This window comes from Corynebacterium sp. HS2168-gen11, assembly GCF_024834075.1.
In the GTDB taxonomy this organism is placed as follows: Bacteria; Actinomycetota; Actinomycetes; order Mycobacteriales; family Mycobacteriaceae; genus Corynebacterium.
Genome location: NZ_JANUXR010000007.1, coordinates 41,749 through 68,052 on the forward strand (window position 1 = coordinate 41,749; position 26,304 = coordinate 68,052).

A 26,304-nucleotide genomic window follows, 5' to 3' on the forward strand; every position below is an offset into this window, starting at 1 on the left:
GAAGCTTTGCTGCACTGTGCCAAAGGAGACATAATGACTGGACGAATCTTTGTGATGCGTCATGGTAGGACCCACTCAAATGCCGGGGCATATTTTGATACCGTGCCGCCAGGAGCTGAATTAACAGTAATTGGTCGCGATCAAGCAATCGCAGGTGGACGTACCTTGGCCACCTTAACGTCGAATCTTGGGCGCGCAATTTCTTCTGTCGCGTTACGTGCGCAGCAAACCATGCTGTTGGCAGTAACCGCCTATGAAGGCCGCAATCTTGATGCACCAGGTGTGGGGCTCTATGACACCGACATGGAAGTTGTCACCGGCATCCACGAGATGGCAGCGGGCAATTTGGAAAAGCGTAATGATCCAGCTGCTCAAGCAAACTATTCGGAAGCGCTTGATGGTTGGCTGCAGCGTTCCTTAACCGCACGGATGGGCGATGGGGAAACCGGCGCTGATCTGCTACAACGAGCAGTTCCGGTACTTGAGCAGTGCGCTGCGTACTGCCGCGAAACTGGTCGGGATATCTTAGTTGTCTCCCATGGTGCAGCTATTCGTATGTTAGGCGCACACGGCACCGATATTTCCGATGAGATTTTACAGTCGCTGTATATTGCCAACGGTTCTCTCGCAATTTTCGAACCAACCGGCGACTTCGGTGCTTGGCATTGCGCACGTTGGGCAGATGTTGATCTCGATGAGCACGGGCAGCGCCGGGTATAAGCCAGAATGTCGGGTGAGCGTGACGACGCCGCCACGTCCTGTATTCCCCTCGAAGGGCAGCAAGTACACGCTGCCCTTTTTCTATGCATGAGGAAAATATTGGCGCTGAAAAAACTGCGGGCAGGTGAAGATCAATCCTAGGAGCAGAGGCATACCCATCAAAACCCTATTAAGGAAATCGGTGGGTTTGCGCAGCTAGAGGTTGTGCCTGCTGGTAAGCGTCGAGAAGCATCCGGCTTGCGAGTGTGAGCGTGTGCGGTATTGCGATACCTGCGAGCAGGCAGTGTGAGGTGCAGCCGCTATACGCTCACAACCTGCAATTACTGCGGTGCTGGCGCATCAACTTTTTCGAGTTCCTCCGGATTCACAATTGGCTGACGCTCAGGACGCTGCTCCGGTGGATTGCCATTGATGGTGAAGGTTTCTTTCGCGGATCCTTGTAATTCTCCCAGCGTTGGACCTTGCTCGCCGTTGATTGGGAAGTTAATAAAGCAGTTCACCGAGTGCGAACCACCTGCCCAAGAGTTCGAGGTAATCGTGGTCCAGAATGGCTTTAAGGTGGAATAGTACAAAGCGTCGTCGCTGCCTAAGTATTCACGTGCGGCAACGGTACAGGCTTTTTGCAAATGTGCATCTTGCATCTCAACGGTTGGTACGACGTCGCTAAACACTGGCAAGAGATCTAATACTGCCGTTACCTCTAATTGGTGTGGCTTGGAGCATTCTACAGTTGCTGGATTCGCCGCTGCATCAAGTGCAAGACAGGTGCCTTGTTCGAAGATGCGAGATTGATCTTGATCAATTGCGCGACCCTTCGTGGTAATAACCTTTCCCTCACCGTCAGTGACCTGCAGACCGCAGAGTAACGTGCGATCGCCATTTTGCCAGAATTCCTCTGGCGGCAAGATCGTGGCAATGGAATATTTACCAAAGCTATCAAAGGTACTGTTTAAGTACTCTTGAGTCGGCGCTGAGCATAATTCTTCGCGTAACTGTGCTTGGCGGCCCAACGTTGGCAATGGTGCATGCTCAGCAAATTCACTGGTTGGGAATAGTCCTAAGTCTTCGCGCGAGGTGATTTCAAATCGGTGAGGTGAAGCGCAGTCAGTTTGCTGCACATTTGTTGGAACATCGCCGTTATAATCCCATGTCAGACAGTCACCTTTGGCGGCCGAAATAAAAGAAATCGCTGGTTTTGCAACTGCTGTGGTGGTTGTAACTGGGGCGCTTGGCACAACGACGTCAGCTGGCTGGGAATGGAGTGCATACACATACGATCCAACACCAACTGCTCCACATAAGATTGCGACTAAGAAAATGCGAATCACCAAAGGCGAACGCCAAGAACTACGTTTCATTCCTCTATCATGCCTTAGTAATTAAGGTGCGTAAAGCATAGCGATCAGTGCGATAGAGCGATGAACACCACTCGATTGGGCGATCGTGACTGGTCGCAAGGCGAATTACTTTCAGAAGTGGGCACCCGACTTCGACGTCGAGAAGTTGCGCTTCGTGTGGGTTTGCCGCAACCGCAGTAATGATTTGCTCGGCATTATCAATGGTCACGTTGTAGGTGTTTTCAAGAATTGAGTAGACCGACTGATATACGGCGTTTTCGAGCAGATTCGGGGCAAAGGTGGAGTTGTACCAGCCGTCATCGATGCACAGTGGTTGGTTATTGCCAAGCCGCAGGCGAATCAAGTGCGTGTGGTACTCATGTTCATTGGTGTGGAAGAAATGCGTGACATCGTGCGGTGCTTGAGACCAGGCAGAAGACAAGATTTTGGAGGTCGATTCGACGTTTTGCGCGGCCATTTCGTCGGAAAAACTGGCTAAGTGCAGTCGTGCCACCAGCGGTGAATGTACCACAAATGTGCCTTTGCCGCGGGCACGACGCAGTTTGCCGCTGGCAACAAGATCACCGATTGCGCGACGAACGGTAATGCGGCTGACTCCGTATTGTTCCTCAAGCGCTCGTTCGCCTGGGAGCATATCACCTGGTTTAAGGTGGTTATCAACAAGATCATCAAGGATTTCCCTGAGTTGTTGGTGTTTCGGAGTCTGCTTTCCGTCAGTCAGGGATCTGGCGGTCTCATCCAGCTTCGGGTCGCCCATAGCTTCTATTCTAACGCCATAGTGGTAATAACCAGTAGTGTTTTTGGCAATTTATTTGAGTTTTTGTGCAATTCATACGGTAGCCTAAGAAGGGTGATTGATCTAAAGTTCCTCCGCGAAAACCCAGACATTGTCCGCGAGTCCCAACGCACACGTGGGGCCGACCCTGAGCTTGTCGACGCCCTCATCGCCGCCGACGAAACTCGCCGCCAAGCCATCCAAGCTGCCGACGAGCTGCGTAATGAGCAAAAGACTTTTGGTAAAAAGATTGGCCAAGCCGCGCCAGAAGATCGACCAGCACTGTTAGCTGGTTCCAATGAGCTGAAAACCAAAGTCAAGGCAGCCGAAGATGCTCAAAAAGCTGCTGAAGAGCAGGTCTATCAGCTGCAAATGCGCATTGACAATATTGTTGAAGGTGCACCAGCAGGTGGCGAAGACGATTTCGTTGTCTTAGAGCATGTGGGCACCCCACCAACCTTTGATTTTGAGCCAAAAGACCACCTCGATTTGGGTGAGTCGTTAGGTTTGCTGGATGTCAAGCGCGGCACCAAAGTCAGTGGTGCACGTTTCTACTACCTCACTGGTGATGGCGCATTCTTGCAGCTTGGCATGCTGACCTTAGCAGCACAAAAGGCACGCGAGGCCGGTTTCCAGCTGATGATCCCACCAGTGCTGGTACGCCCAGAAGTGATGAGTGGTACTGGTTTCTTAGGCGCGCATGCTGAAGAAATTTATTATCTTGAGCGCGATGATCTCTACCTCGTTGGTACCTCGGAAGTGGCATTGGCCGGCTACCACCAGGATGAAATTATTGATCTTAGCAATGGTCCGGTGAAATACGCCGGTTGGTCGAGCTGTTTCCGTCGTGAAGCAGGATCCTATGGTAAAGACACTCGCGGTATTTTGCGCGTGCACCAATTCGATAAACTTGAAATGTTCGTTTACTGCAAGCCAGAAGAAGCAGTAGCGCAGCACCAAGCACTGCTTGATATGGAACGCGCCATGCTTTCAGCCGTTGAAGTGCCATACCGCGTGATCGATGTTGCCGGTGGCGATTTAGGCTCCTCGGCAGCACGTAAGTTTGATACTGAGGCGTGGGTGCCAACGCAGCAAACCTACCGTGAGCTCACCTCGACCTCGAACTGCACCACCTACCAGGCACGTCGCCTGCAAACGCGCTACCGTGATGAAAACGGCAAAGCACAAATCGCGGCAACACTGAATGGTACGTTGGCCACAACTCGCTGGTTGGTCGCTATTTTGGAGAATAATCAGCAAGCTGATGGCTCTGTGATTGTGCCAGAAGCATTACGTCCATTTGTGGGCAAGGAAATTCTGGAGCCGAAGAAGTAAGTGAATACCAACGACCGCACCCGCGACGCGCGATATGTGCTTCCAGGCTTTCGTCCCAGTGAATCACTGTTTTACGTGGAAGAAAGCCTCGAGCCACTGAATAACCATCCTGAATCCAGGGAATGTTGGTATAACAGTGCCATTCAAGTTGTGATTGCACTGCTCCGCGCCCAAGGTATTAAGGTGACAGTGTTTGGTGCCGAACATATTCCAGCGCAGGGTGCTGGGTTGCTTGCTATGAACCACACCGGGTACTACGACTTTATTTTCGCAGGCACGGTTGCACGAGTTCGTGGCAAGCGACTGGTTCGCTTTATGGGTAAACAAGAACTGTTCAAACCATGTGTGTCGTTTTTCATGCGGAAAATGAAGCACATTTCCGTGGATCGTTCCGCAGGAAAAGGTGCACTGCATGAAGCAGTTGAGCGGCTACAAGAAGGCAACCTGGTGGGTATTTTCCCCGAAGGCACGATTTCTAGGTCATTAGAACTGACCGAATTTAAAACCGGTGCTGCACGTATTGCACACCAAGCTGGGGTTCCGCTGATCCCAATTGCCATCTGGGGATCGCAGCGCATCTGGACCAAAGGCCAAGCGGCCAACTTAGGGCGCAAGCACATTCCAGTGTGGGTATCAGTTGGAGAGCCGATCGTGTGCACAGGCGATGCGGAGAAGGATACGGCGCGGCTGTATGCGGCCATGCAATCCCTATTAAGGAAATTGCAGGAAAACTACAGCTCAACCTATGGCCCATTTGAACCAGGCCAGTCGTGGTTGCCGGCTACAATGGGCGGAACTGCACCTACGATAGAAGAAGCTGATGCGTTAAATGCAGCTGCCCGTGCTGCACGAATCGCCAAGCGAGCACAACGGCAAGCGTATGACTTTGCCAAGGCATTACAAAAGAAGCGGTAGTATGATCAGCACCAAATAAAGACGCGCAAAGTGGGGGAATATGAAACCGAAATTGATCGTCAGTGATATTGATGGGACGTTTCTGACCTCCGCAGAGCGCGTGACTCCGCGATTACGGAAGATTGTGCACCGGGCGTCGAAAAGCGCTACGTTTGTCCTGGCCACCGGCAGGCCCGCACGCTGGGTGTTTCCGGTGTTGGAACAGTTGCAGATTCATCCGCTGTGCGTGTGCTCGAATGGCGCAATTATTTATGACTCGGCTGCAGATAAAATTTTGGTCAATCACAGTTTGCAGCCAGATATCATGCGCGAAATCGTGGCGAAGGTACGAGCGCAGATTCCAGTGACGCTGGCCGCTGAGCGCGCCGGGCAACGTGCAGAGGATAAACGGGATTGTTTTGTAACTGCCTATGATTTTGAGCACGTGTGGGACAGCACCGAACATATCGAGCAAACCGATGCGGAGCTTGTATCTGAGCCAGCGGTGAAACTCTTTTTGCGCAATGATCGCTATACTTCCGCGCAGCTCTATGACCAGATTAGCGCGATTCTTCCACCTTCATTAGGGCAGCTGACCTATTCGCTGGGCGAAGGCATCCTAGAAGTTTCCGCATCTGGGGTGACGAAAGCCAGTGGTTTGGCGGAAGTCAGCAAGATACTTGGCATACCTGCACGCGACGCGATTGCCTTTGGCGATATGCGCAATGATCAAGAAATGCTGCAATGGGCGGGACATGGTGTGGCAATGGGCAATGCGCAGCAAGCATTAAAAGATATCGCGGATGAAGTGACAACTTCGCTTGACGACGACGGCGTTGCCCGCGTCTTGGAACGCTTATTTTAAGCGGGCACTGCTTTATCACGGATCACAACAACGCGGTGGTAAGCAATTGTTGTGTGTCCATGTTTGGCGTGGAATATTTATCAGGCATGCAATGCAGGATGAATACATGTGGTTGATGCTATTGCGGTGAAACGTCGTCAAGCGCGTTGGTTAAAGAGGAGAAAAACCGTCGCGTACAGGCATAATGCTTGTACGCGACGGTGTTGGGAGTATGAAAGTGGTTGGTGGTTAGCCCTTAGTGGCCAACAACGCCATCCCATTCAACTGCTGGGATTTCTTCCAAGCCTGGGATTGCATCAGGATTCGCAGCTTGAATATCAAGAGCACCAGTTGCTGGGTCGAAGGTGATGAAACCTCCCTCGAAGTCCACGCGAATCTTGTCGCCATCACGGTATTCTTCGTTCAGTGGCAGGCCAAGTGGGCCGAGATCGAAGCCCTGACCAGCCCAAGCGTCACCAATTGCGCCCCACAGTGCGTGCGCACCGGTTTCTGGAGTTTCCAGCAGGATGCCGTTTTCAGCCAACTGGTAGGTGATTTCACGACCATTCGCGTTGGTGTATTTCACCTGTCCAGAACGCAACTTGCCCAGTACTGGGGAGAGCTGGTGCCACAGACGTGAGAGCTTGGAATCGGAAGACATTGAAGCTGCGGCGTCGAGAATCGGTGGAATTTGCTCCAGTTTCAGGTTCTTTGCGACCTTGACATTGCCCAACTTCGCAACTGAATCAGGAGTAACACCCATTGCAGTTGCAACGCCAATTCCCAAAACGATCAGCGAAACTGCGGCAGTTGCGATAACTGCAGGGTCTTTGCTGTTTTTGTTGCCACTAATCGCGGAGAGGAGTGTCACAATATCGGAGATTGGATTTTGTGTGGTGTCAGAAATAGTAGCCTGTGGTTTCACAGGGGAAGCGGCTTCTGGCTTCAGAGGCGCACTTTGCTTTGGCGTGTCACCGTTTGGAGCGATGTCGATCATTTGCTTGCCGGTATCAACTGCGTTACCCAGCTGAATGGAAGTGTACTTTGCCTTTGCGACGGTACGGATCGCGCCGAGCTTGGCATAGCCGAGGTCGCCTGGGCACTCAGTTAAACCAACGTCACGGTGGCCAAAGATATTTGGCAAACGCACGGAAGTGCCTTGCCTGTACTGCGTAAAGCGGGTGCCACCAGAAACGTGAGTGTTGGAACCGAGCGGATCAATACCAGCAACCTTTGCACGCCAACCAGCAAGTTCGCCAACGGACTTAATCATCTCTGGGCTTGGATCGACCTTGTTATAGTCACCGATCATGGAGATAGCCCAGGTGTTGTTATTGAAACCACCTGCGTGAGCGCCAATAACGTCCTTGTTCAGGCCACCAAAGCGACCTTCATAGAGGTTGCCGTATTTATCAGCAAGTGCGTGGTATCCGATATCGCACCAACCCAGGGTACGTGCGTGGTACTTGAAAATACCGCGCATAATACCTGGTGCTTGTGCAGGAGTGTAGTTATTTGAACCTGCAGTGTGGTGAATGGAAATACCCTTCACACCACCGGTGAAAAATTCTGGGGTACCGCAGCGCAAAGACTCATCTGCACCCCAACCCTTACGGGAAATGATCTTTGGCAGGCCAACTGCATCATTTGCCAATTCGATTTCAGTATCAACGGTGCCAGCATTGCCACCGTCAACGAAGACAGCGTCCAAGGTGCGGGCTTCTTCAGCATTGAACAAATCGACACCAGTCAGGTTGACCTGTACAGCCCGGGTTGGCTCCACGAAAACAAGGTCGGTACCTTGCACCGTATTCGGGCCTTCAACGGCATAATCGAGTGGCTCAACGTCGAACCATTCAGACCAGGATCCATCGGCACGCTGTGAACGTACGAATGCTGCAATGTCTTTCTCGCCGCGCCAGGTGAGTGCAAACATATTGAACTCTTCAGCACGGTTGAACTGCTTGACTGTGCGAGATGCTTCGTCATCGCCTTGGCCACGAAGTTCAGGATCATCGATCACCACGTTGTCACCAGTATCCAAGGTGGTGGTGGCCAGTGGAGTATCAATTGGTGCAGGACCTTCGCCCTCAGTGAACAAAATATTCTGATTGTTCACACCGACTAACATGCCGGCTGTCAGCGTAATTGCTAAACCGGTTGCGATCAGAGGTCGCGTAGGAGCCTTATTCAGGCTACGTCGTTGCTTCACGGTATTTCTCCCAACAATTAAAATGTGAAGGTTGGTTAAGCTGAGACAGAATGAAAGTTCTGATACAGCCAGTAATCTAAGTTCACAATAGTGCAAAAAAGAGGCTATTGGAGCGCATGTTTCTCATGTGACTTATGTGAAAGTGGCAGTGAACAGCGGGGATGAAGGAAAAAATCTTTATTTGAACACGGCGTGTCGCAAAACCCTATTAAGGAATTGATGCGGTAAAGGTGCGTCAGTGTTGTGCAAATGTGGGCTTTGAGGTGTGGCGAGGTGTGGCGGCGCAGTGAGTCGTGCTGCGGCGCGGCGAGATGCGGTGGCTGCGCGGTTGCTATGCGACGGTGCTGTGAGATCGGATGCGGTGAGATGCGACGAGATCGGCGGCCGTACACCTTGTAAGAACATACTGGCAGTAAAAGCCTGGCATGTGTTTCAGGCTGCACACACAGAAAGAAATGGTGAGTGGAATTGAAATGCTGCCGGCTGGTGGCGTCGTCAAGCAAGCGTAGGGGAGTGCATAGCAAAGCCGCGATGGCTTAAGTGAACGTTCGTTCAAAGCCACCGCGGCTGTAACGGTAGAGGTAATACTAATGTGGCGATTTAGCGTGGGGACAAAGCAGCGGCGCCGAAGGACACGCTGAAATCATCGCACCATAGATCAACAGTCGGCCATTTCGCTGGATCGAAGTCTTGTGGAAGGTTGTAAACCTGGTTGCCCAAATTACCCTTCAGCGGTGCGATATCGAGGTGTGGATAATCCTTGGCGGTGGTCCAGCCGGCAGTGCCTTCGACGACAGGGCCTTGTGAAAGCCATACATGCACGTCAGGACCGTTGCTGGTTGCCAGGTTCTCCAAAATGAGCTGGTGGCTGCCGTCGGGTTGACGCACGATGCTTGCGGTACCGGTGGTTTGGTGCTCGTGGGAAATGAACTGGCCGCTTGACACTAATGTTGGTAATGCAGGAGTCTCTGGAGCAGGCGTTTCAGGGGCATCCGATGCAGGGGTTTCCGATGCAGAAACTTCCGGAGCATCAGAGCTAGGTGATTCCATTGCATCTGAAACAGGTGCAGCACTGTTGGTTCCGGAGGTTGCCTTTGGTGCGGTTGTGGAATAGGCGATGACATCATCGACACGCGTGTCAATAAAGAGTAACCACGGTTTCAACACAATTGAGGCAGCTACTACGACTGCCAAGAGTACGCCGCCGGCGATCAGCCATGACTTTTTCATTGTGACTCACTTTCTAAAGAGGGAAGATTAAGGTGTCATAAAGTAGTTCGGTGTGCTTCGATGATTGGTTTGCAGAAATGACGATAATTGTGAGAAATGTGAGATGATTCACTAAAAACCGGCACGATGTTTTCCTTGCAAGCCGTCTTTAATCTTGATTGATGTGGATAGATTCAACAGATTGAAGATCAAACGGATTGAAGATTATAGGAATTGATGAGAAAGTTAGATATTTGAGATTCCTTTTCAACTTCAACCGGCGTTCGGTAACCGAGGCTTATGATCAAGCCGTGGTCTAAATGATGAATCATCTCCTGTGGTTTTCTTCGCGCATAAAATCGCCTGATTTTAATGCCTGCAGCGGCAATGCTTCAGTATGTATCGAATCCGATAACGCCCATCCAATAATCCGCCTGGAAAACACATCAGTGACAAAAGTCGTGTACACAAACCTTTTTACAAATACGAACATAAGTAATATCAGCAACCTGCAACCGATTCGGCCTAAGGTGCTTGAACATTCACGGCACACCAAGTCTTCGGCGAGTATCTGGCTTCTTGGGTTTGCGAGTTGTTATAGCGCACCGACTTTTATCTTTTGCTGCTGACCAGCAAGGCGCATCAAACGAGTGGTTTGTTCATGGCCAATGCCGATTCCTTCACAGCAAAGTGCGAAGCCTCGCAGCAGCAAAGCCACAACCGCAAAACATGAATGCCGTAAGCAATGCCCTTAAACGCTTCAGAAGCACAATATTGGTCATAAAATCACGCCTTTAATGCCCCTACTCAGAACATAACACGCTACACCGCCCGTATAGATTCCATTGTGATCCTGGAGGTGTTTAGCTTCGATGCCAGGTACTTTCTCATACTAGAACGGCGCGGAAGCCATAAGCCATACCTTCCGCGCCGTTACTTATAAAGTTGGTTAAGTATCTCTGTTCCGAAGTTCTTTTGAGATGTGATTAACGTCTTTTTGAATATTAATCAGAATCTGACCCACTTTAAAGGCAACCAAAATTATAAGAACAGGGACTAAAAGAAAAGCCCCAATAGCGAGTATTTCCAAAAATCCAATCATGTATCTAAAGCAATCGTATATCTACGGACGAATATCGACGCACGCATAGTTACCCCAACTATCACCAATACGAACTCGGCCACAGAAGGGACTGTGTGCATCTAGATTTTTACCAATGTTAAACGTGTGTAAAACTCGAATAGGAGCGCAGCGTCCCCTAGCAGTTTCGGTGATTCGCCGCCCATTTTTATAGTAGGCAATCTCAAATTCATCAACACACGCGTTTTTCTCTAGGAGCTCTTTACCCGGGACGTATGACACGGCCGCAGTCCTTACATTTAACCCCTTGCCCTTTACATAGAGCCAGTTGAATGCGCCTGTGCCACCCGGCGCCCACGACCCACCATCTGCACTGCGCGGAGCGTAACCATCAGAGTTCTAGGATGGTGCTGGAGCAATAGCTTCTCGAACCGTAAAATCTCCTTCGTTTACTTCGCTCGCATACGCATGTGGGGTGAGGGTTGTTAGTACTGTAATAAACAGAGTTGCGATAACTGTTTTAGGAACTGGTATCTTCATGTTTTCCTCCTTTTGATGCTTGGGCTGTTGAAGTTGAACAGCAACTTGACACACATACTAATAGACAATCCGACTTCCGACAAGGGGGTAGATCAAATTTTTTACAAAACCAGTACCTCGTCTCCTTCGCTACTGTCGATTAACTACTTTCACCATTGATTACCCGTTAAAGACGAATGTGATAATAATTTAAAACACAATATGTACGGGGGTAAGTTGAAGATTGAGAATATTCAGTTAACTACATCCGAATCCAAGTATTTACCCCTGGAGTGTCCCCCCGTTTTCCTTCCTAAGTGCTCTCAAGGGCTTCAGTAGCGCCTTCATGTTCGCATCACCGCGCCTGTAAAGCCCGCGCCCGCTCACGGGTTAGGGGTGTGGAGCACGCCCCATCAGCAGCCGGGGTGTGGGGGCCTAAGCCTCTGCCGGTCTGACCCCACCCTGTGTGGCGAGTAGCGAGGGATAACGTCCGCATCCGGTTGGGTGAAGCGTGCTAGATGAGTGTTCCGTTTAATTCAGACGGGAGAATCTAGACTATGCCAAAGAAATTTGAGCAGGATACAACAACCGCATCATCGGCTTTTTTCTTGTAGGAACTCGACCTGAAACGTCGGAAATAATCCGGTTCATTGATGACTATTGGAATCGTTTCTCTATCGAGTGCATCTGCAAGGCATTCAACACCTATCGTGTTGGCGGTTGTATTATTGCCCTGGGATACCGCCAATCAAAATCCCGTGGCATAAGTATTCCGTAGCTTGCCCGATGCTGCGCTGGCAGAACGCATCGTTAAGATTCATCAAGATAACCACAGTGTCTACGCGATTCCGAAGATATGGCATGCACGTTGCCGTGAAGGAATCGGCATTGGTTATGAGCAAACCGCTCGTTTGATGCGCCTTGCTGATTAGCGGCAAAAGATAAAAGTCGGTGCGTTGTAGCAACTCGCCAACCCAAGAATCCAAATACTCGCCTAAGACTTGGTGTGCCGTGCATATTCAAGTACCTTAGGCCGAATCGGTTGTGGGTTGCTGATATTACTTATGTTCGTACTTGTAAAAAGCTTTGTGTACACACCTTTTGTCACTGATATGTTTTCCAGGCGGATTATTGGATGGGCGTTATCGGATTCGATGTGTACTGAAGCATTGCCGCGGCAGGATACAAACTGTGATGAAGTGTTGGTCGAGATTTCTGTAAGGCGTTGCGAGAACTGTGAGCTGAAAAGCAACACAAGCTCGCTGGGGTGTGTCGCTCAAAGGAATCTCAAAGTGCCATTAGGCTGCTATATATGACGAAATATGACCTGATCGTGGTAGGTTCTGGCCTGTTTGGCCTCACAGTAGCAGAACGGGCGGCGTCCCAACTGGGCAAAAAAGTGCTCATCGTGGAGCGTCGTTCGCACCTAGGCGGCAACGCATACTCCGAGGCAGAGCCACAAACCGGTATTGAAATTCACAAGTACGGTGCGCACTTGTTCCACACCTCAAACGAGCGAGTATGGGAATATGTGAACCAATTCACCAAGTTCACCGGCTATCAGCACCGTGTGTTTGCCATGCATAAAGGCACTGCCTACCAATTCCCAATGGGCTTGGGTCTGATCAATCAATTCTTTGGTCGCTACTACTCACCAACCGAGGCACGCGAATTAATCGCTGAGCAAGCAAGTGAGATCAACAGCGAAGACGCCACCAACCTCGAAGAAAAGGCAATTTCCTTAATAGGACGTCCACTGTACGAAGCCTTCATCCGCGACTACACCGCAAAACAGTGGCAAACTGATCCAAAAGAGCTCCCAGCTGGCAATATCACTCGCCTGCCAGTGCGCTACAACTTCGACAACCGCTATTTCAACGACACCTATGAGGGCCTGCCTGTCGACGGCTACGCTGCGTGGCTAGAAAACATGGCCGCTCATGAAAATATTGAAGTGCGCCTCGACACTGACTGGTTCGCAGTTCGCGATGAAATCCGTGCAGAAAATCCAGCTGCGCCGATTGTCTACACCGGCCCACTTGATCGTTATTTCGACTATTCCGAGGGCAAGCTGGGTTGGCGTACCCTTGATTTTGAAACTGAAGTGTTGCCAGTGGGCGATTTCCAAGGCACTTCGGTGATGAACTATAACGACGCAGAATATCCATACACCCGTATCCATGAGTTCCGTCATTTCCATCCGGAGCGCGAAGACCGCTATCCAAAGGATAAGACGGTAATTATGAAGGAATATTCGCGTTTCGCCGATGACACCGACGAGCCATATTACCCAATTAACACCCCGAGCGACCGTGAAATGCTGCTGAAATATCGCGAGCTTGCCGAGCAAGAAACCCGCGATCATAAGGTCTATTTCGGTGGACGCCTGGGCACCTACCAGTATTTGGATATGCACATGGCTATCGCTTCGGCATTAACCATGTTTGAGAACAAGCTTATCGACGCATTGTCCTAAGCCTTCATCACTATGGTTTCCAGCAGTATTTCTGCCTTTGACGACACCATTTACCAGTGGTTTTACCATATGCGAGTCGCTGGGCTGGATCCTTGGATTGCAGCCTGGACGACGAGCATGCGGCCACGAAATTTAGTGGTGCTCATTGGCGTACTCGCACTGTGGAACCGACATCGCCGCTGGATTGTGCTTGCTGTAACTACGGCAAGCACAGCAGTTGGTGTAGAACTATTGAAATTAGTCGTGCAACGTGCCCGCCCACCAGCTGAATTTCAATTAGTGGAAGCTACCAGTTATTCCTTCCCATCTGGGCATGCTGCAACGATTGCCGCAATTGCAATGACAATTACGCTGTTATGGTCTCGTCGCAGCGTGCACATATTGGCCTGGTCTGTTGCACTTTTGCTTGCTGCATCGCGCTTATATGTCGGCATACATTGGGCAACTGATGTCTGTGCTGGCTTGGTGCTGGGAAGTGTGTGGTCGTTGAGCGTTACGCACATAATGACGCGAAACGCCTGGAAGCAATAATGCAGGTGTGCGGCGGCCTGTCCTCGCATTATGCCGGCCGCGCCCGCGCATCACGCCAGCCCGCGCCAGCCCGCGCTCTACCCACGCTAGCCCGCACCGTCCGCACCGTCCACACTGTACCTGCGCCCGCGCTCTACCCACGTTAGCCTGCGCACCAAGCAGCCCGCGCAATGACCGATGCATCACGCCAGCCCACGCATAACGTGGGCCACTTCCTACAGTGATCGTTGAGTAGTTAGAACCTACTCGATCCACCGCCGCCACTAAAGCCGCCACTGAATCCAGTTGAGCTGCTCGAACTGGAGCTTCGCATTTCATGCTGCTCCGTTTGCCAGCTATTTAACGACACATACGGCACATAGCCGTAATAGCCATAGCCTGGACGCCAGCTTGCATCCCAGATTGCGGTTGGTGGATACTCCTGCGGATCAATATCGGTGACTTCTTGTCTTGCAATTGCAGTCACAATGCCTTGATATTTGCGCAATATTTCGGCATAGATTGCCACAACATCGGATGCATCTGGGTGCAGGAGAGCATCTTTGATTTGACGCTCTAATTCGTGCAATTCGTCGCGATACGCTTCCGACTTCTTGGATAATGCGGCCTGTTCAATATCACTACGCAGTTCGCTGAGAATCTTTCGACGAGTTTGCACATCACCTGCATCAAAATCATGCAAGGTGGCAATATTGTCAATCGCAGTGATCGCGTGCTCAACATCTTTGTGAATCTGACCAATCAGCCGAGCGTGCTTGCGGAAATCCTTGTTAGTGGAAAGCTCTGGTAAGCGCTGGAATTTTTCGTGCGACGCTTCAAAATTTTCACGTACTGTGTCCCATTGGCTGCGCAGTTCAGCGTCGACAAGCACATTGGTTGTGGAATGTGCATAAACATTCGTGGCCGGTAGCTTCTCGACGATTTCGGCATAGCCAGCTCTGATCGTCTCATAGCGACGACGCGCTTTTTTCGTGCTATGACGCAGGGTCAAGGTTCCCGCAGCGCCAACGCCTGCAACAGAGACCAAGCCGGCGACCGCTAAGAATGGGCGTACATCAGTTGGCTTTGGTGGCTGTTGTGATGCTAAAAGTGCCACCTTAATCGCGCCAGTAATATTATTTTCGCGCAGCAGCGGCTTCATCGGGGCGAGATAGTAGTCAATTTCATCGGTATTGCGAATGGCATCATCCACATCGTGGCTGGAATACACTCCAAAGAAACGATCTGGCATGGAAAACGCAAACACAATTGAGTGTTCTTTAAAAGTATTCAAGCTGCTGTTCAGAAGTTCTGGATGCTCAGTACGCAACTTGCCGGCAACATAATCATTAAACGGATCCTCGCCATTTGGGAAGGTCAGCACCACAACGTGTTCAATGACTGCTGGCAGTGGGGTGTTTTGCACGAAAGTAGTCAAATCTGCTTGGGCGGCTGCGTCAAGCTCGTGATTGGAATCGACAATTGTCAGATCAGCACGACCTGTGTGCAGTGAGAGTTCACCTGCGTGTGCCAAACTTGGAAATATTGCTGTGAGTAGCAACATCCCCAGTGCGGCGACACAGGCAAGCAGACGTACAAAACGCAATGAAACAGACATATTCCCATGATACTGACTTTGCACCAGCCTTGGTAGCGATAGCCCTCACGTACGTGGGTGAGTGTGACTGCAGTGATTGCGAACAGCGTCGTCAAGCATGCGCGAAAGAAATGGGATGAATAGGCACACATTTCGCGCTCGGGCATAACTTCTCTGCGATGATGCGTGGCAGAGAAGGCTAAAGAAGCGAGGATTGACTACGCTTAAGAGATATCTTTATGTGCCGCGCCAACGTCTCAGTGATCTTCGGATTATTGGTGCAGATGGTCGGACAATTTGCATCTTTTAGAAAGGCATCTTTTCGCTATGAAGGAAAATCAGCTGCAACGTTTTCTGCTACCACATGCCGGTGAACCACATGATGTACGGATGTTGTACGTGATTGAATCAGAGCGTAACAAACAGCGCGCAACATGGGATTCTCGCACCTCAATGCGCATTCCAGCAGGTAGCGAACTGAGCTTTTTAACCTATTTCAATGCCTTCCCTGCCTCCTACTGGCGTCGCTGGTCGCAACTCGACAGTGTTATTTTGAAGGTAACCGTCAGCGGAACTGCGCGTATCGACGTCTACCGTTCCAAGCTCGATGGTGCTCGTATCGGCATTGAAGGCAAGGTTGTGGCCGACGGCGAGGTGGAATTCCACCTCGACCTGGCCCCATTTGAGATGGGCGGTTGGCTGTGGTGGGATATCACCGCTGATAGCGACGTCGTGATTGAAGAAGCCGGCTGGTATGCGCCACATGCGCCAAAGCCACAAATCATGCCAGATGGCAGTGAAGTTGGACCGTTTGAGCCACGAGTAACAGTTGGTATTCCAACCTTTAACCGCCCAGCAGATGCCGTGGCTGCCTTGCAAGCACTTGCCGCAGATCCAGCAGTTGATAGCGTGATCGATGCTGTGATTATGCCTGATCAAGGCACGAAGCACCCAGCTGATGAACCAGGCTATGCTGCCGCAGTTGAGCATTTCGGTACCCGCTTCCATGAATTCCGCCAGGGCAATCTCGGTGGTTCGGGCGGCTATTCGCGCATTATGTATGAAGCCTTGGGCGATGGTGAGGCAGGTGCAGCACAGTCACCATATATTTTGTACATGGATGACGATATCGCCATTGAACCAGATTCAGTGCTGCGCGCATTAGCAGCTGCCCGCTATGCGCGTTCCCCAATCCTTATTGGTGGACAAATGCTGAACCTCCAAGAGCGCAGCCACCTGCACTCAATGGGTGAAGTTGTCAATCGTGGTGACTTCATGTGGACCGCGGCACCACATGTGCACTATGACCACGATTTTTCCGTGCATCCACTGTCCGATCGCGGAAAGTTCGACGATAAGCCAGACGCACCAAACTCTCGCGACCTACACCGCCGCATCGACGTTGACTACAACGGCTGGTGGATGTGCATGATCCCACGAGTCGTCGCTCAACAGATCGGCCAGCCGCTGCCACTGTTTATTAAGTGGGATGATGCCGAATACGGTCTACGTGCAGGCCAACATGGCTTCCCAACCGCAACCTGGCCAGGTATCGCAATTTGGCATATGGCCTGGAGCGATAAAGACGACGCTATTGACTGGCAAGCCTACTTCCATCTGCGCAATCGCTTAATTGTGGCAGCAATGCAGCACGACGGCCCAATTGATGGCATTATCCGCAGCATGCTCAAAGCCACCTTCAAGCACCTGCTGTGCCTGGAATATTCCACCGTGGCAATTCAAATCGAAGCAATTCGCGACTTCCTCGCCGGACCAGAGCACCTCTTTGACATCTTAGAAACCTCCCTGCCACGCATTGCGGCAATCCGCAAGGAATATCCCGATGCCGTTGTACTGCCAAGTGCCGCTGAGCTGCCGCGACCAAGTGGCGCCCCAGGTGTTCCTATTAAGGACATCGGCGGACGCCTAGCACCGGTGAAAAAGGCAGTGTGGTTGGCTAAAGGCCTGCGCCACTCCTTACGGCCAGCGAATCCTGCCCACCACGAGGTGCCACAGGCGAATTTCGCGCCGATCGAAGCTCGCTGGTTCTCCCTCTCGCGTGTCGATGGTGCTACAGTAGCTACCGCCGATGGTCGCGGCGTGGTGTACCGCAAGCGCGACTTGGCCAAGGCAAAGCAGTTGTTCCAGCAGACCCGCGAGCTACATAAACAACTGGAAGCAAATTTCGATCAGCTGCGTGAACAGTACCGCGCCGCACATCCAACGCTGACCAGCCGTGAATCTTGGAAGAAGGTGTTTGACAATGACTGAAGCTGACGCATTAGTCAGGTTGCAGGCCGTTGCAGCCACCCCACGCACGCTTGCATTCGCCCGTGGATTAAGCCATTTCGGCGAACATGCCTTGGGTTGGATGGCTCTTGGCGCCCTCGGGATGCTCATCGATGCTTCTCGACGCCGGCAATGGGCCAAAGTAATCCTTGCGGCCTTTATCAGTCATGCTGCTTCCGTTGTTCTCAAGCGCATTGTGCGTCGCAAGCGTCCGCATGATTCGCGTATTGCCATTGGTGTTGGCACGCCTTCGAAACTAAGCTTTCCAAGTTCGCACGCCACCTCTACCACAGCTGCATTGGTGACGCTGGCCAAGATTACAAAAAATCCACTGCCGTTGCTGGGGATTCCAGTGATGATGTGCTCGCGTATGATCCTGGGGGTGCATTATCCAACGGATGTGTGTGCCGGTGCATTATTAGGTGCAGTCACTGCTGAAGCGATTGATCGAGTAGGGAAGGAAAATAAGTGAGCGATACCAGTGGTGTCATTGGTTCCGAACCCCATACAGAAGGCATTGAGCCAAAGAGCAAGCATCAACCACCAAAGAATTTGCTCGACGGCATGATCAAAGCGCTGCGGCCGAAACAGTGGGTGAAAAATGTCCTCGTGTTGGCAGCGCCGATGGCTGCTGGGGCAGATGCACTGTTTGAAGTGCGTATCTTAGCTGATATTGCCATTGCGTTTATTGCGTTTTGTTTGGCAGCGTCGTCAATTTATTTGATTAACGATGCCAACGACGTTGAAGCTGACCGTGCTCACCCGACCAAGCGATTCCGCCCAATTGCAGCAGGTGTGTTGCCGGTTAAAGTAGCCTACGCAATGGCAATAGTCTTAATCGTAGCGGCGATCGCCATCAGCTACATGGCGTCGTCAGGCCATGCCCTGGCCATTGTGATGGCGGTGTATATTGCATTGCAATTAGGGTATTGCTTCGGATGGAAACACCAACCAGTGATTGATATTGCGCTGGTATCGTCTGGATTTATGCTTCGCGCGATGGCAGGTGGCGTCGCGGCTGGCATTAACCTCTCGCAGTGGTTCCTGTTAGTGGCCGCCTTTGGTTCGCTGTTTATGGCCTCTGGTAAACGTTATGCCGAGATTCTGCTGGCACAAAGCTCTGGAGCAAAAATTCGCAAAGCATTAGAAGGCTATACCCCAACCTATCTTCGCTTTGTGTGGACCCTTTCTGCTACCGCCGTTGTGATGTCTTATGCCCTGTGGGGATTTGAGGTTGCACGTGCTGCAGGTGGTGCAGCCGCAGTGTGGTACCAAATTTCGATGGTGCCATTTGCCGTTGCAATTTTGCGCTATGCCGCAGATGTCGATCGTGGCGACGGTGGCGCTCCTGACGAACTTGCCCTCACCGACCGTACCCTGCAGGTCTTAGCTCTTGCATGGCTCGGCTGTGTGTTTGTTGCCGTATACGTAGTTCCGGCACTCTAAGCGGCCTGTATCGCCTTGCAGGTTACACGAGCGTGCTAACCTGTGCTCTATGAAATACGCCCGTTCATTACCATTTTCATCTGGACTGCTCGCAGCCTGCACGGTCGCACTCGTTGCCGCATATGGCGGCTGGCAGCGTCGATGGATGAGTGATGACGGGCTTATTGTGTTGCGCACTGTGCGCAACTTACTTGCTGGCAACGGGCCGGTCTTTAATGCCGGCGAGCGCGTTGAGGCAAATACCTCGGCATTATGGCAATACATTATTTATTTAGGAGCGCTAGTCAATGACGCTCGGCTCGAAACCATTGCGACCTATGCGGCTTTAACATTTACCACCCTGGCGGTTTTCCTTGCCGCCTTGGGTACCGCGCGCTTATACGGCGGCCAAAAAGTTGTGCTTTTGCCATTTGGCGGACTGCTCTATTTAGCCCTACCACCAGCCCGCGATTTTGCAACCAGTGGTCTGGAATGGGGTTTGAGCCTGCTATGGATTTCAACGCAATGGCTATTGCTGACCACCTGGGCGCGCAATGAACGAACCCGCGGAAGCTGGGCGTTATACTTACTCGCCCTTAATAGCGGTTTGAGTTGGCTGGTCCGCCCCGAACTTGCCCTTTATGGCGGCCTCAGCGGAATCCTGTTGCTGATCGTGCATCGCCAACAGTGGTGGAAAATTCTGGCCGTGGCCTTGCCGATTCCAGCGGCGTACCAGATTTTCCGAATGGGCTATTATGGCCTGCTGGTGCCGCATACTGCAGTGGCAAAAAGTGCGACCGGTGCGCAGTGGGCACAAGGTTGGCACTATCTAGCCGAGTTTAACCAGGCCTATAATTTATGGATCGCGCTGGTCATCGCATTGCTGGCAGCAGCACTGGCGATCACATTCGGCCATCGCGGCAGTGACGCGGATATGCTGGTGCAGCGCAAAACTGTGTGGGTGATCTTCCTGATTTTGACCTGCGCACTTTTGCATGCCACCTATGTGATTCGCGTTGGCGGCGATTTCATGCACGCACGCATGCTCTTGCTGCCGCTGTATACCGCTTTATTGCCGGTAAGCGTAATTGCTTTACGACGCCTCGTGCAAAGCTCAATCATTACCACATTCGTGTTCGCCGCCGGCATGGTGTGGGCCGGATTTGTGGTGCATGGAGGGCACCCATATCAATTGCCTGCCGAAGGTGAAGAACTCGATATTGTTGATGAGCGCATGTTCTGGCAACTTGCCACCTACCGCGATCAACCAACCTATTGGGCCGAAGATTTCCACACGGCTCGGAGCTTGCGTGAGTTCTTGCCAGCGGTTGCCGCAGGCCATGCCCAGCACGATGCGCAGGTGGTGCAGTTCTTAGTCAGCGAAGATCCAATTGTATTTTCCTGGCGGCCGGTACCGCGCACCCACGAAGCAACTGATTTAGCGCAGATGCCACTGAGCTTGACCATGATTAATCTTGGTATGACCAGCATGAATGCGCCACTGGATGTGCGTGTGCTCGACACCATTGGCCTGGCGAATCCGCTCGCGGCACGTTCCCCACGACTGGAGAATGCCCGCGTTGGACATGACAAATTCTTGCCTCTTGAGTGGCAGTTTGCAGATTCTGCGATGGCTATTGAAGATTTGCCAGACTGGGTGGATCCAGTTGTGACCAAGCAGGCACGAGCTGCGCTGTATAGCGAGGAATTGCAAGCACTGTTCGCCAGCTATCGCAGTCCACTGACCATGCAGCGCTTCTTTGACAATATTGTTTTTAGTCTGACTTCTGGCAGGACGTTGGAATTGCATGCCAATCCACGCGATTATGAGAACCTGCCGAAAGCTCAGGAGCAACGAATCTTTTGGCCGCAGGAGATTTCGGTAAGTCCGGATCGTCGATAAGCGGAAAAATTCTGAAAAAATTCCGTCTTTGATATCAATTTGTAATATAATGGGCGGTTATGGATACAGCATCCATGTGAGGCTCGTGTAGCCAGGCGTTGCGACGCACACGCTGAAGTCGTGAGGCCGCGATGATCCATCGAATGCGAAAAGGACAACACTCTTGGGTATTTTTTCTACTGTTATGAAGAAAGTGACGGCATCAGTCGTTGCCGTGGCCACCGCAGGAGCATTGGCCATCGCAGGTCAAGGCATTGCGCACGCGGGTAATCGTGACTGGTTGCGCCCTGATGCAACTGGTAGCTGTGAATGGGACGCTGCGGCTTACTGGGTGCAACGTTGTGACGTGTATTCGCCATCAAATGGGCGCACGATGACAGTGCAAATCCAGCCAGCTGCGCGCGGCGGTAACGCCGGTTTTTACCTTCTCGACGGTGCACGCGCCTTAGACACCCACAGTGCGTGGACACACGATGCAAACGCACCGGCATTATATGTAGACCACAACCTCACTCTGGTGATGCCAGTTGGTGGTAAAGGTTCCTTCTATATGGACTGGGTTGCACCAGCGCCATATAACGGCACGGGTCCTGTGTTTAAGTGGGAAACCTTCCTTACACAAGAACTGCCAGTATATTTAGAGCGACACTTCGGAGTTTCCCGCTCGAATAACTCAATTGCTGGTCTGTCGATGGGCGGTACCGCCGCACTGAACCTCGCAGCTCGTCACCCTGAGCAATTCCACCAAGTGCTCAGCTGGTCCGGTTATCCAGCCATGACTCTGCCAGGCATGCATACCATGCTACGTCTGGCAATGCTCGACGTTGCAGGCTTTAATATCAACTCCATGTACGGCACAATTTTCAGTGCATACCGCTTCCAAAACGATCCACTATGGAATATGTCAGGGCTGCGCAATACTGATGTCTACGTTTCAGCGTCATCAGGATTCTGGTCCGATTATGACATTCAAACCCAAGCGCTGGGCCACCGCATCAACGGCTCCATTTTGGAATCGATCAGCATGTACACCACCACCGTGTGGGAGATCAAAGCACGCGCCCAAGGTGTGAATGTCACAGTGGATTATCCACTCTTTGGTATTCATAACTGGGAAGAATGGCGGCAGCAGTTAGAGAAGACGAAAGGGCGGGTGCTCACGCGGATGAATGCGTGGTAACCCTATTAAGGAAATTAGGGTGAATGCACAGTTCGTGGCGGTGCGTTGATTGGCCGTCACGCGGCGATGAGAGACTCATCTTTCGGCAGTAGCCTTACACCTGTCGCGCTGCAGCAATGCCTTTCAGACCTGTAGCGCAGGAATGTGGGTGCGAAATATTGAATAACCTTAACGAGCCTCATGCTGGTTAAGGTTATTTTTTTGAACATGATGCACCGAGGCTAGCAGCTTGGAGATAAAGCGTATGTGGGGCTGAGAGCACAGACAGCCAAGGCCTTGGTGGGTGATGGCGAATGTGCGCACCACCATCGCGTCGAGAAGCATGGGTGCGACTTTGTGCCATGCTGTGAGCAAAGTGGCGGGCGATGACTCTGCAATATCAGAGTTATTGGAAGGTATCACTGTGGTTTTTGTGGTATTTGAAATTTTAAGTGAGAAAAGTTGCCACGTGTGGTGTGTCTTGAGCAAAAACTCTCAAGTTGAACTTAAGCTAGAGGTGTCTATTTTTAATTGCACATTTGTACCCACATACTGATGTGCAAGCGATAAGGCCTGCAGCTGTTTGCCGGAAGAGGGGAACTTTCGGGAAAGGCTTTGTTCGCTGTGCCTGATTGTTATCTCTCTCGAAATAAGGAACTTAATTTCTATGCGCGACACCGCATCACGCTCCAAGCGTCGTTCCCACTGGCTCGCAGCTATCCCGGTAGCACTGGGCCTAGGCTTTGCGACGATTATTCCAGCGACGACCTTTGCTCAATCATCAGGATCTTCCTTTTTGGGTCTGACCGACTACCTCGACACCAATGGTGCAGAGCGCACGCCACTGCGCGTGGACGAAACTCCAAATATTCAAGGCCTGCCAGAAGGCGTTTCTGTGCAGCGCGTGCGTTGGATTACGGAGCGTCGTATTGAACTGCAAATCCACTCCGTAGTTATGCCTCGTGAATTGGTGAAGGTGCAGATTTTGCTGGCTCGCGATTGGCATTCACAGCCAGGTCGTACCTTCCCAGAAGTATGGGCGCTCGATGGTTTGCGCGCTACTGATGTAGAGTCCGGCTGGACCAGTGAAACCAATATTGAGCAGCTGTTTGCTGATAAGAACGTCAATGTGGTGCTGCCGATTGGCGGCCAGTCCTCGTTCTATTCGGACTGGTTGCAAGAAAATAATGGTAAGCACTACATGTGGGAATCCTTCTTAATGAAGGAACTGATCCCAATCCTTAATAAGGGATATCGTTCCAACGGCAACCGCGCAGTCCTCGGCCTTTCCATGGGCGGCACCGCCGCAATCAACCTGGCAGAGCGCTTCCCAGATCGTTTCGCGTTCGCTGGTTCCTTCTCTGGTTACTTAGATACCACCAGTGTTGGCATGCCTGATTCCATTCGCGTTGCGCAAAAGGATGCTGGCGGTTATGATACCGAAGCGATGTGGGGTCCAGTGGGCTCGCAAGAGTGGATTGATCATGATCCAAAGCTTGGCGTGGAAGCCCTGCGCGGCAAGACCGTTTATGTTTCGGCAGGCTCAGGCCGCGATGATTTCGGCCAGCCTGGTTCAGTTGCGAAGAACCCTGCAAATACCGCTGGTATTGGTTTGGAAGTTATTTCGCGTATGACCACTCAGACCTTCCTTGATCATGCAAAGCGTGGCGGCGTTGATGTTATTGCTGTGTTCCGTCCATCTGGTGTGCATGACTGGCCATATTGGCAGTTCGAATTGGGGCAAGCATGGCCGCATATTGCAACGGCTTTGAAGCTTGATCCAGCTGATCGCGGCGCTGATTGTACGCCAATTGGGGCAATTGCACAGGCAACTGCGAGCGGTTCGATTGGTACCTGCCTGAATAATGAGTATGACGTTCCAGGCGGTAAGGCTGAAGATTTCAGCAATGGTCGCGCATTCTGGTCGCCTGAAACCGGTGCTTTTGCACTCGGTGGTGCAATTAATGCGCACTATGCTGAGGTTGGCGGTCCAGGTTCTTGGTTGGGCTTCCCACTTGGGACTGAGCGTCCGATTGTCAATGGTGGTCGTTATGTGGCCTTCCAGAATGGCAATATTTACTGGCATCCAAAACTTGGCGCATATGCGGTACCACGGGATTTGGTGGAAAAGTGGGGCGAACTGAAGTGGGAAAACGGTGACCTCGGCTATCCGGTAGAAACCGCGGCGAAGATCGGTGAAGGTTATGTGCAAAAGTTCGAGCACGGTTATGTGGTGCGTCGCCCAGATAATAAGAATCACTGGGTACGCGGCGCAATTGCAGCAAAATACACCGAGCTGAATACTGCCGCTTCACCACTTGGCTTCCCAACCTCTGATGAAATACTGCTGCCAGGTGGCGCGTTCCAGAAGTTCGATAATGGTTCGATTTACTGGTCGCCAGCAACCGGTGCACATGTGATCTATAAGGGCTTGATTTTCGACGCCTGGGGCCAAGCCTCCTATGAGCGCGGTGCGTATGGGTATCCAACCAGTGACCAAACAATCGTGCCAAACAGTGGGGAATATGTAACCTTCCAACATGGCAAGATCAGTATGGTTGATGGTGCTGTTCGTGAGGAGAAGAACTCGTGAAACGAGTTGCAACGGCGTTGATCATCACAACCGCAGCAACTGCGTTGGTTTCCTGCGGCAGTTCTACTGTGACTGATGAGCAGGTACATAAAACCATTGCGCCGATTACTCGCGCGGCGGCTCCGAAAAGCACCACAACGGAGCCAACAAGTAGTGCTGCTGCTCCAACGTCGCAGGCCAGCGAATCGGTTGCGCCCGGCGTCGATCAGCCTGCGAAACGAGTGGAATCAATTCCTTCACTACTACCTGCGGAACTTTCTGAGAAGGACCGCCGTTATCTAGAGGAATTAACAAAAGCCGGAATTGACACCGAAGGTATCGAAAATCAAATGATTGGTTCTGCACAGGTTGTCTGTGGCGATACCTTCCCGGCAGCAGTTCAAGCAGTTGCTGGTCAACTTATTGAGCAGCAACGAACTACGTTGCCGGTGGAACAAGTAGCACAGCTACTGGAACAAGCCGCGCGGAATCACTACTGCTAAGGATTTATGAAAAAAGCACTCACCGCCATTGCCGCATTGGTTGTTGTTCTTGTGATTGGACAAGGCGTCTTGCAATGGGTTCAACAGGGAAATATGTCTGGCGAAGGCTTGTTGCCGGCGCCGGAACCAGAAATTGTGCAGCCAGCACATTGTCCAAATGTTGAACTGATTGCGGCTCCTGGGACGTGGGAATCTTCGATTGATGATGATCCATTTGCCCCGCATACCAGGGATAATGCCTTGCTCTTGCAAGTCACCCAGCCGATTCGAGAGCGTTTTAATGAGCATGATCTCAAAGTATGGACCTTGCCCTATAGTGCGCAGTTTAAAAATGTCAATGCTTTGGAACAGCTCAGCTATGACGATTCGAGAAACGAGGGCGCACAACGCCTGGAGCAAGAATTGCGCGAGGTGCATGCCGAATGTCCGCTGACTGACTTCATACTTGTCGGATTTTCACAAGGCGCTGTGATTGTGGGTGATCTTGCCAATGAGATCGGTACTGGAAAGTTGGATATTCCGGAGGAACGGATCAGAGGTGTCGCTCTGATTGCAGATGGTCGCCGGGAGCCTGGTGTGGGCCAGGCTATCGGTACCCCAATTGGTGGCGTTGGCGCTGAAATTGCCTTGGCGCCACTGAGTTTCGTGATCCAAGCAGTTGTGCCGGGTGCGTCGATGCGCGGACCGCGTGAGGGCGGATTTGGAACCCTACACGATCGAGTCATGGATATTTGCGCACCAAATGATTCAATTTGCGATGCACCAAATAATGTTAGCAATGCGCTGGGTCGTGCTGAAGCGCTTATTACCGCCAATGGCGTGCATGCTCAGTATGCAACCAATCCGGATGTTATTCCAGGGACGACGGCTACGGCGTGGGTTTTGCAATGGGCAACTGATCTGACCGCTGCAGGCTAACGAAT

21 protein-coding genes are annotated in these 26,304 nt (G+C 51.6%); 15 read left to right on the top strand and 6 right to left on the bottom strand.

Annotated features, from left to right (window positions below):
• Positions 1 to 33 precede the first annotated feature (33 nt).
• On the top strand, positions 34 to 720 hold the full coding sequence (locus tag NXS99_RS06275; protein WP_259287809.1) for a histidine phosphatase family protein: 687 nt from the start codon (positions 34 to 36) through the stop codon (positions 718 to 720).
• A gap of 320 nt (positions 721 to 1,040) precedes the next feature.
• Here the strand turns inward: NXS99_RS06275 and NXS99_RS06280 are convergent, their stop codons facing one another.
• Together NXS99_RS06280 and NXS99_RS06285 are read right to left on the bottom strand one after the other, a co-directional pair.
• Complete coding sequence (locus NXS99_RS06280) at positions 1,041 to 2,078, bottom strand: septum formation family protein (RefSeq protein ID WP_259287810.1); 1,038 nt, start codon at positions 2,076 to 2,078, stop codon at positions 1,041 to 1,043.
• A gap of 7 nt (positions 2,079 to 2,085) precedes the next feature.
• Complete coding sequence (locus NXS99_RS06285) at positions 2,086 to 2,835, bottom strand: GntR family transcriptional regulator (protein WP_259287811.1); 750 nt, start codon at positions 2,833 to 2,835, stop codon at positions 2,086 to 2,088.
• Positions 2,836 to 2,928: 93 nt separating this feature from the next.
• On the opposite strand from NXS99_RS06285, the gene serS reads away from it, so the two are divergent.
• From serS to NXS99_RS06300, 3 genes are all read left to right on the top strand, one after another.
• Complete coding sequence (serS, locus tag NXS99_RS06290) at positions 2,929 to 4,188, top strand: serine--tRNA ligase (protein ID WP_259287812.1); 1,260 nt, start codon at positions 2,929 to 2,931, stop codon at positions 4,186 to 4,188.
• 66 nt (positions 4,189 to 4,254) lie between these two features.
• Entirely contained in the window at positions 4,255 to 5,103 is an 849-nt protein-coding gene (locus NXS99_RS06295) for a 1-acyl-sn-glycerol-3-phosphate acyltransferase (RefSeq protein ID WP_259287896.1), read from the top strand.
• A gap of 40 nt (positions 5,104 to 5,143) precedes the next feature.
• The gene (locus NXS99_RS06300) at positions 5,144 to 5,947 is read left to right on the top strand and encodes an HAD family hydrolase (protein WP_259287813.1); all 804 of its coding nucleotides are present in this window, start codon (positions 5,144 to 5,146) and stop codon (positions 5,945 to 5,947) included.
• Positions 5,948 to 6,182: 235 nt separating this feature from the next.
• On the opposite strand, the gene NXS99_RS06305 is transcribed toward NXS99_RS06300, so the two are convergent.
• The 3 genes from NXS99_RS06305 to NXS99_RS06315 all read right to left on the bottom strand — a co-directional run bounded on the left by NXS99_RS06305 (position 6,183) and on the right by NXS99_RS06315 (position 10,968).
• Positions 6,183 to 8,138, bottom strand: a complete 1,956-nt coding sequence (locus NXS99_RS06305) for an N-acetylmuramoyl-L-alanine amidase (RefSeq protein WP_259287814.1) — start codon at positions 8,136 to 8,138, stop codon at positions 6,183 to 6,185.
• 600 nt (positions 8,139 to 8,738) lie between these two features.
• Positions 8,739 to 9,368, bottom strand: a complete 630-nt coding sequence (locus tag NXS99_RS06310) for a DM13 domain-containing protein (protein ID WP_259287815.1) — start codon at positions 9,366 to 9,368, stop codon at positions 8,739 to 8,741.
• Between the two features lie 1,459 nt (positions 9,369 to 10,827).
• Positions 10,828 to 10,968: a hypothetical protein gene (locus tag NXS99_RS06315; RefSeq protein ID WP_259287816.1), complete on the bottom strand. Its 141-nt coding sequence runs from the start codon at positions 10,966 to 10,968 to the stop codon at positions 10,828 to 10,830.
• 758 nt (positions 10,969 to 11,726) lie between these two features.
• On the opposite strand from NXS99_RS06315, the gene NXS99_RS09190 reads away from it, so the two are divergent.
• The 3 genes from NXS99_RS09190 (at position 11,727) to NXS99_RS06325 (ending at position 13,954) form a co-directional block, all read left to right on the top strand.
• Positions 11,727 to 11,879 carry an IS3 family transposase gene (locus tag NXS99_RS09190; RefSeq protein ID WP_396124829.1) on the top strand — a complete coding sequence of 51 codons (153 nt, stop codon included), beginning with the start codon at positions 11,727 to 11,729 and terminating at the stop codon, positions 11,877 to 11,879.
• 380 nt (positions 11,880 to 12,259) lie between these two features.
• On the top strand, positions 12,260 to 13,423 hold the full coding sequence (glf, locus tag NXS99_RS06320) for a UDP-galactopyranose mutase (RefSeq protein ID WP_259287817.1): 1,164 nt from the start codon (positions 12,260 to 12,262) through the stop codon (positions 13,421 to 13,423).
• Between the two features lie 12 nt (positions 13,424 to 13,435).
• Positions 13,436 to 13,954, top strand: a complete 519-nt coding sequence (locus tag NXS99_RS06325) for a phosphatase PAP2 family protein (protein WP_259287818.1) — start codon at positions 13,436 to 13,438, stop codon at positions 13,952 to 13,954.
• Between the two features lie 235 nt (positions 13,955 to 14,189).
• Here the strand turns inward: NXS99_RS06325 and NXS99_RS06330 are convergent, their stop codons facing one another.
• The gene (locus NXS99_RS06330; RefSeq protein ID WP_259287819.1) at positions 14,190 to 15,551 is read right to left on the bottom strand and encodes a DUF5129 domain-containing protein; all 1,362 of its coding nucleotides are present in this window, start codon (positions 15,549 to 15,551) and stop codon (positions 14,190 to 14,192) included.
• A 306-nt stretch (positions 15,552 to 15,857) separates the two neighbouring features.
• On the opposite strand from NXS99_RS06330, the gene NXS99_RS06335 reads away from it, so the two are divergent.
• The 8 genes from NXS99_RS06335 to NXS99_RS06370 all read left to right on the top strand — a co-directional run bounded on the left by NXS99_RS06335 (position 15,858) and on the right by NXS99_RS06370 (position 26,299).
• Positions 15,858 to 17,801, top strand: a complete 1,944-nt coding sequence (locus tag NXS99_RS06335) for a glycosyltransferase (protein ID WP_259287820.1) — start codon at positions 15,858 to 15,860, stop codon at positions 17,799 to 17,801.
• On the top strand, positions 17,794 to 18,291 hold the full coding sequence (locus NXS99_RS06340) for a phosphatase PAP2 family protein (protein WP_259287821.1): 498 nt from the start codon (positions 17,794 to 17,796) through the stop codon (positions 18,289 to 18,291). The genes NXS99_RS06335 and NXS99_RS06340 overlap by 8 nt, the downstream gene beginning before the upstream one ends.
• A complete protein-coding gene (locus tag NXS99_RS06345) occupies positions 18,288 to 19,265 on the top strand; it encodes a decaprenyl-phosphate phosphoribosyltransferase (RefSeq protein ID WP_259287822.1) in 978 nt (325 codons plus the stop codon). The genes NXS99_RS06340 and NXS99_RS06345 overlap by 4 nt, the downstream gene beginning before the upstream one ends.
• 49 nt (positions 19,266 to 19,314) lie before the next feature.
• Entirely contained in the window at positions 19,315 to 21,147 is a 1,833-nt protein-coding gene (gene zomB / locus NXS99_RS06350) for a flagellar motor control protein ZomB (RefSeq protein WP_259287823.1), read from the top strand.
• A 184-nt stretch (positions 21,148 to 21,331) separates the two neighbouring features.
• Complete coding sequence (locus NXS99_RS06355) at positions 21,332 to 22,327, top strand: alpha/beta hydrolase family protein (RefSeq protein WP_259287897.1); 996 nt, start codon at positions 21,332 to 21,334, stop codon at positions 22,325 to 22,327.
• Between the two features lie 646 nt (positions 22,328 to 22,973).
• Positions 22,974 to 24,899, top strand: coding sequence for an alpha/beta hydrolase-fold protein (locus tag NXS99_RS06360; RefSeq protein WP_259287824.1), 1,926 nt, complete (start codon positions 22,974 to 22,976; stop codon positions 24,897 to 24,899).
• Positions 24,896 to 25,381, top strand: coding sequence for a DUF732 domain-containing protein (locus tag NXS99_RS06365; RefSeq protein WP_259287825.1), 486 nt, complete (start codon positions 24,896 to 24,898; stop codon positions 25,379 to 25,381). The genes NXS99_RS06360 and NXS99_RS06365 overlap by 4 nt, the downstream gene beginning before the upstream one ends.
• Before the next feature lie 6 nt (positions 25,382 to 25,387).
• Positions 25,388 to 26,299: a cutinase family protein gene (locus NXS99_RS06370; protein WP_259287826.1), complete on the top strand. Its 912-nt coding sequence runs from the start codon at positions 25,388 to 25,390 to the stop codon at positions 26,297 to 26,299.
• Positions 26,300 to 26,304 lie beyond the last annotated feature (5 nt).

Excerpts from the sequence above, each read along its gene's own strand:
- NXS99_RS06330 (WP_259287819.1), bottom strand. The coding sequence starts at position 15,551 with ATGTCTGTTTCATTGCGTTTTGTACGTCTGCTTGCCTGTGTCGCCGCA.
- NXS99_RS06325 (WP_259287818.1), top strand. The coding sequence starts at position 13,436 with ATGGTTTCCAGCAGTATTTCTGCCTTTGACGACACCATTTACCAGTGG.
- zomB (WP_259287823.1), top strand. The coding sequence starts at position 19,315 with ATGAAATACGCCCGTTCATTACCATTTTCATCTGGACTGCTCGCAGCC.
- NXS99_RS06310 (WP_259287815.1), bottom strand. The coding sequence starts at position 9,368 with ATGAAAAAGTCATGGCTGATCGCCGGCGGCGTACTCTTGGCAGTCGTA.
- NXS99_RS06335 (WP_259287820.1), top strand. The coding sequence starts at position 15,858 with ATGAAGGAAAATCAGCTGCAACGTTTTCTGCTACCACATGCCGGTGAA.
- NXS99_RS06360 (WP_259287824.1), top strand. The coding sequence starts at position 22,974 with ATGCGCGACACCGCATCACGCTCCAAGCGTCGTTCCCACTGGCTCGCA.
- NXS99_RS06340 (WP_259287821.1), top strand. The coding sequence starts at position 17,794 with ATGACTGAAGCTGACGCATTAGTCAGGTTGCAGGCCGTTGCAGCCACC.
- NXS99_RS06280 (WP_259287810.1), bottom strand. The coding sequence starts at position 2,078 with ATGAAACGTAGTTCTTGGCGTTCGCCTTTGGTGATTCGCATTTTCTTA.
- NXS99_RS06370 (WP_259287826.1), top strand. The coding sequence starts at position 25,388 with ATGAAAAAAGCACTCACCGCCATTGCCGCATTGGTTGTTGTTCTTGTG.
- NXS99_RS06275 (WP_259287809.1), top strand. The coding sequence starts at position 34 with ATGACTGGACGAATCTTTGTGATGCGTCATGGTAGGACCCACTCAAAT.
- glf (WP_259287817.1), top strand. The coding sequence starts at position 12,260 with ATGACGAAATATGACCTGATCGTGGTAGGTTCTGGCCTGTTTGGCCTC.
- NXS99_RS06285 (WP_259287811.1), bottom strand. The coding sequence starts at position 2,835 with ATGGGCGACCCGAAGCTGGATGAGACCGCCAGATCCCTGACTGACGGA.
- NXS99_RS06355 (WP_259287897.1), top strand. The coding sequence starts at position 21,332 with ATGAAGAAAGTGACGGCATCAGTCGTTGCCGTGGCCACCGCAGGAGCA.
- NXS99_RS06315 (WP_259287816.1), bottom strand. The coding sequence starts at position 10,968 with ATGAAGATACCAGTTCCTAAAACAGTTATCGCAACTCTGTTTATTACA.
- NXS99_RS06300 (WP_259287813.1), top strand. The coding sequence starts at position 5,144 with ATGAAACCGAAATTGATCGTCAGTGATATTGATGGGACGTTTCTGACC.